Below are 8,931 nucleotides of genomic sequence, written 5' to 3' on the forward strand. Positions count from 1 at the left end.
TTTTAAGAAATTATGAAATTTACTGAAGATCAAGCTTACTTAAGTCAGTACGATACTAAGCAATTTGATATTCCGATCTATTCGGTAGATGTCGCTATTTATACATTGCATGAAAATCAGCTAAAGATCTTACTCGTTCAGCGTGCTCAAGTTCCAGAAGTTGGAAAATGGTCTCTACCCGGTGGTTTTGTAGACTTAAAAGAAGACTCAACTATTGAGATTACGGCTAAACGTAAGCTTTTGAGTAAAACAGGCGTAAATGCACCGCATCTTGAGCAAGTCAGTACTATTGGTAATGCATCACGTGATCCCCGTGGCTGGTCTGTGACTACGCTGTATATGGCTTTAATTCCTTATGCACCAACAGAAAGCTTTGTTGAAGCCGTTTCAGATGCCCAATGGTGGCCGATTAACGAGATTTCAGGGCTAGACCTTGCATTTGATCACCATGTTCTAATCAATACTGCCAGGGAAAGGCTGAAGAATAAAACCGCCTATACTGTGCTGCCCATTCATATTATTAGAGCGCCTTTTTCACTGACGCAATTACAGCAGGCCTTTGAAATCCTGATGGATAAAAAACTAGAGAAGAAATCCTTTAGACGTCGTATGGCTAATGCCGAACTATTAAAAGAGGTAGGAGAAGGTAAACCTGAAGGCGGGAAAGGCCGTCCTGCAGCCCTTTATATCCCCGCCCCTGGTTCTGAAGAACATTTATTTACCCGAGCGTTTAACGATTAAGTATATTTAATTTAACGATTCCCCTTCATTAGGTTCATTTGCATCTAACGGTGGCACGGGTGTTGGTAGTTCGTCGCTGTCTGAACTCTTTGCGAGATCAATCATAAGTGAGAAGTTTTTCATAGATTGGAGATGGATGTAGATCATCTCCAGCTCTCCACTTTGTGCCAACTCAGATAGCGTATCGCCAGGTAGTGCGTTTAGTTTTGCGCGGTTAATACCTAAAAAACCTGTCAAAGACATTTGTTGGCCGGTATCTAAAGCGACTTTGGCTTGCATTGGTTCAAATAGATCTAACTCTTTAAGTTTATTTGCAAAGACTTGCGTACGCTTAAAGTGTGCTTGGTATTCTTCGACAAAGGATAAAACCCCGTTTAGGTATTGTGTTCTTTGCCCTTCCGCATCGAATAACCGTTCCCCAACACCTTCCTGATTAAAGCCAGTAAAGCTTTCATCAATACATAGCATCAATGTTCCGCCGTCGTCTGTGGTCGAAAAGACGAAAGGATAGCGACGTACGAAGGCCGGGATATACTTAGCTTTCCAGTTCCCTTCATCATCAACAAACATATTTCGTTCATCTGATACGCCTAATATGGCAACAGGGAGTACATCTGAGCCAGCTTGAGCGAAAACTATAGGATATTCTTGGGCTGCATTCGGAAATTCTACAGCCATTAGTGGAACTGAGTTGGTCAGTTTAGCGTATTCGTAATTTTTACCGATTTTGACTGACCAATCGCGATGTTTGGTACTGGAAACAGGCACTGCATTTGTATAAAACAACAATTGCTTACTCACGACATTCCCTCCGTGATATTGATTTGTGAATGGCAATGGGCCATTAATAATCATCACAAACGGCAGCAGAGTGTTTTAACGTTAGAAACGTCCGTTTTTATGCCGTAGGGAACATCTTGTAATTATTGTTTTGTGGCCCTCGATAACTATAGCTGAAGATAAGCTTTAGTCAGGTCATTTGCCTTTAATTATTGGTTATTCTTTGTGCTTATGTTCTCTTATAAATATTCTGAAAATCCAGCTCAAACAGCGCTATTCAGATGTATCAACAGCGGAGATAGCCTCAGGTTCATTTGGATTGAATGTGATGTTGCATCTCACACCGCTCGGAATAGTCAGTCCTGGGTTTGATAGTTCTAATCGGACCCCAAACGTATCGCTGGCAGGATCAACAATCTTATCGACCACGGCAACTTCTGCAGGGTGATCTTTAGCTCCGGGATATTCTGGAAGAACCGTAGCTTCCATTCCTACAGTGATTTGCCCGTAAAAATCGACTGGGACGATCAATTCCACATTCAGCGGATCTACTTCAGCGACTTGAAGAATGGGACGATTATCTACGGATTCTCCTAATGAGATCTTTCTATCTACGACGATTCCATTTAATGGACTTCTAATAATTCTTCTTTCATAAAATTTTTCAGCTCGTTCTAGCTCAATTTCTGCTATAGCCTGTCTGTTTATAGCCTGTTTAAGCTGTAAGTTTGTTTTAGAATAATTTGTGCGAGCTTCATCTAATAGCTGCGCTGAAATTGCTCTCTTTTTATGTAGCTCTTTGATTCTTGAAAGCTCTCTACTAGCGAAGTTTAGATCTGCTCTCCTTTCAGATACCTCAGCTGTAATGCTTGCTCTGGCTTTTGCCAATTTAACCGTTACTTCCTCAATATCTGCGTCTAGCTTGGCTATCTCTTGACCCATAGTGATTAGATCGCCCCGATCAACTAATAGCGCTTCAACTACACCTTGCTCCCTAGTACTCACATCGGCTAATGAATGAGGCTTAATGAGGCAATCGAAGCCTTCCAATTTATCATCTGCATATGAACTCGGTATTTGGCTTATAGCCAAGAGTATTCCCAAGTGGAGCAAGAGGCTTTTCATAAATTATCCTTATTCCTGTTGGCCGGAATATGACAACATATTCCCTAAATGTTCATCGATTCGAAGCAGCTCTTTTCTAACTTGCGCGTGCCTATACTCAGCGATCTTTTGTGAGATCAAGACGCTTATCTTTCTGAAGTGGCTTTTAGGGGATGCTGTATGTGATTGTAGGCTCCAAATCCATTTAGGGCTGAATTTAGTCATAATTTCATCTTCTAAAGACAATATATATTCGTAACTTCCAGGATCACCCTGTCTGGCGGAACGACCAAATAACTGCCGATCAATTCGGCTGGCTTCATGTTGTTCTGTTGCAATGACATGCAGGCCGCCTAAATCGACAACGCCTTCTTCTAAATGGATATCTGTACCACGACCAGCCATATTAGTTGCGACAGTTACACGACCTTTCATGCCTGCTTGGGCGATGATTTCTGCTTCATTCAGGTCCTGCCGTGCGTTCAGGACTTTGTGTGGTATATCGAGCTCTTGTAATAACTCACTAAGATTTTCAGATGCTGCTACAGACCGTGTGCCTACCAAAACCGGTCTACCCTCAGTTCTCATCTGATAAATTCGAGTTAGTATGGCGTTGTTTTTAAGGTCATTATTTACGTACACTCGCCACCCCATGTTCTTTCTGATCTGTGGCTTATTTGATGGAATGACCATAGTGCCCAAACCGTACACAGCCCATAACTCACCGGTGATCTCTTTTGCAGTACCGGTCATGCCAGCTAAGTGCAGGTAGCGTCTAAAAAAGCGTTGGTAGCTTATGCGTGCTAATGTCTCTGGTTGTGAAGATATTGGGCAACCTTCTTTGGCTTCTATCAGTTGGTGAAGCCCTTGTTCCCATGATCGATCGGGCATAACACGACCTGTATATTCATCAATAATCAGAACTTTTCCGTCTTTAACCAGATAATGAGTGTCTTTGATAAAATAATTTAAAGCGCTCAGTGCTTGCCTAACTATATTTTCGCGCCTTTTTTTACCTCTCCATAAGCCACCTAAGGTATCGCCAAAGCTATCAAGTTTGGCTTTACCATTCTTGGTAAGCTCAATGGCCCGTTCTTGATCTATGAGCTTAAAGTCTTCCGTAGGCTCCAGTTCGGCAGCCATCTCCAAAGCTTGTTCGTAGATCTGCGACTCTTTGTGATTGTCGGTTTGTTTCGAAATAATTAGGGGCGTTTTAGCTTCATCTACTAAGACAGAATCGGCTTCATCAACAATGGCGAAACATAATCCCCTTAGCAGAACATTGCCCTGCTGCTTTCCATCATTGCAGAGATCATCCAATTCATACCGGAGGCGTCCGCTGTTATGGCCCATAACTATTCGATCCTTAAGATAGTCGAATACAAGTTGCTTATTGGTGCAGTAAGTGACATCACATTCATATGCACTGCGGCGTTGCTCAGGTGTCATCCCTTCACTAATTAAACCAACGCTAAGGCCTAGTTTTTTATAGATCGGCCCCATCCATTCTGAATCCCTTTGTGCTAAGTAATCATTAACTGTAATGATATGCACAGGAATTCCGCTTAGGGCAGCTGTGCACGCAGGCAGTGTTGCTGTTAATGTTTTACCTTCACCTGTCTGCATTTCGGCTATCTTGCCTTTAATCATGGCCCAGCCACCCATTAGTTGGGTATTAAAATGCCTAAGTCCTAAGGTTCTTTCAGCAACCTCACGAATAAGGGCAAAGCAGTGGGCGGTCGAATCATCAGTCAGCCCACCTACACTTAGAGATTCCTTTAGTTCTCTACATACATTTTCCAGCTGTTCATCGCTCATTGCCGTTAATGGCTCTGAATGACAGTTAACTTGCGTGATAAAACTATCGAAGTGTTTCTCTTTTAACTCAGGGACAAGCTGACGCAAGCTCCCTTCTATTTGCGAAGCAATACGGTCCAGCCTGCTGCTTTGGCAGGAGGCCTTCTGAGGGTAATGCCCCAGAATTACACCAGGTCGAAGTGAGGCGCTAGATTTCAAAACGACTCAACAGCAACTGTTTGAGTTGTCTGTACCATTGAAAAGCCAATGGCTCGTAACCATGATCAAATCGCACATTTACACGACCTCCTATATTTCCTATCTCTTCAATATCTGGGAGAAGCAGATCAAATTGAAAGAAACGTTCTAACGTTTTTAAGCCATCTGGGTCACTGAGATCGACAGGAAACTTACCTCCTCCGGTGCTGCCTAACGCTTTAGACGGTAATTTGAAAATTCCTCCTGGTACCTCTCTCTCTATCTTTGCTTCTTGCGGAAGTTTGTCTGCACTCTCTATCCATGCATCTACTTTTTCAGTTCTATTCCTTACTAGTCCGATTTGATTTTGACTGACAACCGTTCGGATACGTGTGGTTGTAGGTTCGAGTACGTAACCAATAATATCGCCTCGGTTCATAAATCGTCCGGGCAAGTCGATCGCTGAAGGAACAATAAACAAACCTGTCGCACCACTGTAGACGGTGAGGGACTCAAGTTGTTCTTGAATTCTGCTTTGCTCTGCCTCAAGGCTTTCAATTTCTTTTCTAATCACCAGCGCTTGGGAGCGATTGGCAAACTGTAACTGCACTAAACGTGCTTCTAACTCCCTTCTTTGTGCTTTAAGAAGCACCGATTGAGCTTCAAGAAAGGGATCGTGAGATTGAATTAATGGCTGACCCTCCTGAACGATCGTATTTTGGTAAACCAATAGTTCTTCAACAAAACCATCCACTTGCATTCGAACATGGGATTTTTCCGGTAGCCAGATAACGCCCTCAGCAAGGGTTTTAGAAGGCGCTGGAATAACAAATAGCATGATAAACAAACCGGCTAGCCCTACAGCTGAATAAGTAATGGCCTTGGATCGTTTATGCTTGAGACGTGAATGGGTAAATAAGAAATCCAGCATCTTGAATAAAGGCAGAACCAACTGGGTTGTTATCGCCCAGATAGCCAACAACACACCGATAAAGAATAGTTCGCCCGCTATAAATAAGATGATGACGAACATGATAAACATCCGATAAGCGAAAGAAGCGATCCCGTAGAAGATTAACCACCCTCTTTCACCGCGTTCTGCTGGTGAGTGCTGATCGGTAACGGAAAATAGGTATCTTTGAGTTAAGTATGCCAGATATTTTTTAGAGCGGGTTGCCAGATTAGGCATCTCTATAAGGTCTGACATGATGTAATAGCCATCAAACCGCAGTAATGGATTACCGTTAAAGAACAGCGTTGATACACCACCAATCAGCATGACATTGAATGCAATGGCTCTAACGATGCCAGCTTCAACGTTTAACCAAACAAACATAGCGATAGATGCTAAAAACAGCTCGACCATTATGCCTGCAGCGCTGACTACGACGCGCTTATGCCTTTCCGGGAATGCGGTTGCGGATGATGCCTCGACGTAAGGTATGGGCATCAAAACTAACAACATGACGCCCATCTCATGGACTTCACCGCCCCACACCTTTGCCGCATAAGCATGCCCGAGTTCGTGTAAGGCCTTAACTAATGGGTAGATCAGCCAAAGTAAAAATATATTGTTATAAGTAATGGCCTGATCAATAGCGTTTTCAGTTAAATCGGACCAATGAATACCTGCTTGGACAGCACCAGCGATAATTACGCTTAGCCAGATTAATAAACCACCAAGGCCAAACAAAGGTTTGGTTAAATACAGTGTTCTGGCTAAGTATTTATCTGGATCCCATAAGGGAAAGCGAAGCGCTAAAGGCGACATGAGCCTTTGCTTCCATTTAACCTTTTCATGACGTTGGTGGCGGTTAAATAACTCTTCGCTGTCTGGAATTACATCAGTCTGGAGAACATTTGCGATATGAAGCTGACTGAGAAACTGCATCGTTTCATCTTGTGTAGGTGCGTCATCTCCCAGCTGTTTAGCCAATAGTTGCCAAATCTGGTCTACGGTGCGCTCTCCGTCCATCAAGCCTATAAAGTGATAGGCAGCTGGGGTGAAACGATGATATTGCCCAGACGATGGCTCCTTAATGATGTACCAGATCTGACCACGGTACTCATGTCGATTGATTTGAGTGTGGCTACGAATATGTGGTTTCAGCTCTGCTACGCGGTACCACATTGAACTGTATAGATTGTCAGCCATAGTCTTCTCCGCCTACGGCCACCAAGACCAAACTGTAAACCTTACCCATTCTGTAAACTCGTGGGTCCAGATCCAGATTAGTTTACGCTGCTCTATATTTACTTTGCCGACCCCCTCCATACCAGGCCTTAATCTTTCTATTCCTCCATCTATATAGGCTTCTACTCGGAAATAGTTACGCCCATCCTCTGCAATCGCTACAGGTGTTTTCTTAACGATTACCATATCCAAAAGCTGGTTTGGCATGCTTGCTAGTTTTAATGAGCCTAACTGCCCCTCTTTGACTTGAGAGTATTCACGCTCATCCACTTTTAAAATGACACGATAGCTATTCAGTGGCGCCAACTCGAATAACACTTGTCCTCGCTCTACAGGCGCGCCTAACATCTGACTCAGATCACCACTGACGATGACACCATCAAAGGGGGCTGTGACCGCTGTTCTATTTAGCTGGGTATCAATCAGTGCTATCTGGCTATCCGCCTGATCTTTCTGGGCACGGAGGATCCGCATCTGTGCACGATCACCATTGGCTAGGGCTTCTACATATTCCCTTTGTCTCTGCTGTTTTTGATTGTTCCATTTAACGCGTTCTAACTTCAGATCTTTATCTTCCATGGCAAACAGAAGATCACCTTTTTGTACGATATCACCTGCTCTGATATCAGATTTTGATATGTAACCCGTAAATTTGGCGGTGATCGCGCGTTGAATAGAGCCCTCTAAACTGGCATTGGCAGATACCCGGTAGGTTCCATCGGCAATGCTGAGGAACACAGCAAGGAAGATTGTAGAAATAAGGGCGAGTTTTAAACCGGTATGTCCTTCTCGCACAAAAAGCGGCAATGTATCTGTCAGCGAGTCCCACATCTTACTGCCGATCCAGCGATCATCTCTTCTACGTGCATCTAATACAGGGCCAACGAGCAGCGCAACATACCGACAGAAATCGATCTCATCTTCTGTGAAACTCTGGCCTTTAGCTCTGGCCAATGTCAGTCCGCCAATCGGATCACCCGCATTTCCCATCGGAATCGTACAGATATGGCCGACACTATCTTGCCTTGCGAGGTCTTCATGAGATCTGAGTGCCCGTGGGGACGTATCAGAAGGCGCTGGATAGACTAATAGCGCTTGTTGATCGAGTGCTTCATCCATCGCTCTGGCGATCAGACGCATTAAGTTATTTTTCTCTTCAAATTCCGCGCTATGAGAAAATGCACTCAATTTAATGTGCTTACCTTTTAAAAAACCAATACCTACCCATTCACAATCCATACAGGATGTTAGTTCTGTAACAAAAGCGGTCGCTGCGGCATGAAAACGCTTGGATTCCAAACTGACTGCAACTAACTCAAGGGCCAAAGCTAAACGGGTTTTAGAAGTTAGCGTGGTTTGTCGAACGAGCGTTTCAAGCCATGCACAGCCCCATTGGAGTTGGCGCATAACCAGACTTAATTGTCTTTGATTTCGTTCGCTGACTTCGAGAGCAACCACGCCGCAAAGCTGTTCATCAACCAGTAAAGGGTAAGCTAGCGATGTGTGATGATGAGATGATTTGCTTGATCTGACTGAGCCTTTTCTTTCGCTCATAGCGAGCTCGGCCACGACTGTCATATCAAAACTAGCTTCGCTATCTTCTGGCCAATGAGCGATTGGGGTATATGGTCCTTCTTCTGGCTCGCCCATAACTACAACGCCAGCATGTACTTCTTCGATCAACTGGCATTGAAGTGCAAGCCATGTCGATACGTAGGCTTCTCGCGAGGTTGTTTGTGTGAGCTTGGCCCAGTGATTAGGGTTTAGAAATGTGTCAGAAACGGCGGATGCTTCTGATTTATCTCGGCTACCATCCTCTGGTTGCTCGATTCGGTATTCGTCGGTTCCCACAATATAACCTTCCTAACATGGACTAAGCGCACTGGTAGAGGTTAAGGGAGTTGAATGCCAACAGCTGATTTATGAAACATTATCAGCCCCCACAAACTAAACAGAGTATTTGGCTATCAATTTTTTTGCTGTATCTGTTTAGAATTCTTAGCTGTAGAAAAAGTATAGACGTGGATCTTAAAGCTCTCAAAAAACAAAAAGCCATTTATCCAATAGTTATTTTAAAACAATTAGATAAATAGCTTTTGTAATACTGAATGTAACAG

The 8,931-nt window shown here is 43.7% G+C and carries 6 protein-coding genes; 1 reads left to right on the plus strand and 5 read right to left on the minus strand.

Going from position 1 to position 8,931, the window contains the following annotated elements:
- The first annotated feature begins 12 nt into the window (after positions 1–12).
- Positions 13–741, plus strand: a complete 729-nt coding sequence (locus ACMXYN_RS08730; RefSeq protein ID WP_415894446.1) for an NrtR DNA-binding winged helix domain-containing protein — start codon at positions 13–15, stop codon at positions 739–741.
- Between the two features lie 6 nt (positions 742–747).
- Here the strand turns inward: ACMXYN_RS08730 and ACMXYN_RS08735 are convergent, their stop codons facing one another.
- From ACMXYN_RS08735 to ACMXYN_RS08755, 5 genes are all read right to left on the minus strand, one after another.
- On the minus strand, positions 748–1,542 hold the full coding sequence (locus ACMXYN_RS08735) for a SapC family protein (protein WP_415894448.1): 795 nt from the start codon (positions 1,540–1,542) through the stop codon (positions 748–750).
- A gap of 252 nt (positions 1,543–1,794) precedes the next feature.
- The gene (locus ACMXYN_RS08740) at positions 1,795–2,646 is read right to left on the minus strand and encodes an efflux RND transporter periplasmic adaptor subunit (RefSeq protein ID WP_415894449.1); all 852 of its coding nucleotides are present in this window, start codon (positions 2,644–2,646) and stop codon (positions 1,795–1,797) included.
- Between the two features lie 9 nt (positions 2,647–2,655).
- Positions 2,656–4,530 (minus strand): preprotein translocase subunit SecA, encoded by a 1,875-nt coding sequence (locus ACMXYN_RS08745; protein WP_415894450.1) that lies wholly within the window; start codon positions 4,528–4,530, stop codon positions 2,656–2,658.
- Positions 4,531–4,630: 100 nt separating this feature from the next.
- Positions 4,631–6,775, minus strand: coding sequence for a hypothetical protein (locus tag ACMXYN_RS08750; protein WP_415894451.1), 2,145 nt, complete (start codon positions 6,773–6,775; stop codon positions 4,631–4,633).
- Positions 6,776–6,787: 12 nt separating this feature from the next.
- Positions 6,788–8,665 (minus strand): efflux RND transporter periplasmic adaptor subunit, encoded by a 1,878-nt coding sequence (locus tag ACMXYN_RS08755; RefSeq protein ID WP_415894452.1) that lies wholly within the window; start codon positions 8,663–8,665, stop codon positions 6,788–6,790.
- Between the last annotated feature and the right edge of the window lie 266 nt (positions 8,666–8,931).

Source organism: Neptuniibacter sp. PT8_73, from assembly GCF_047778045.1.
In the GTDB taxonomy this organism is placed as follows: domain Bacteria; phylum Pseudomonadota; class Gammaproteobacteria; order Pseudomonadales; family Balneatricaceae; genus Neptuniibacter.

Coding starts and splice junctions, on each gene's coding strand:
- ACMXYN_RS08750 (WP_415894451.1), bottom strand. CDS start 6,775: ATGGCTGACAATCTATACAGTTCAATGTGGTACCGCGTAGCAGAGCTG.
- ACMXYN_RS08740 (WP_415894449.1), bottom strand. CDS start 2,646: ATGAAAAGCCTCTTGCTCCACTTGGGAATACTCTTGGCTATAAGCCAA.
- ACMXYN_RS08730 (WP_415894446.1), top strand. CDS start 13: ATGAAATTTACTGAAGATCAAGCTTACTTAAGTCAGTACGATACTAAG.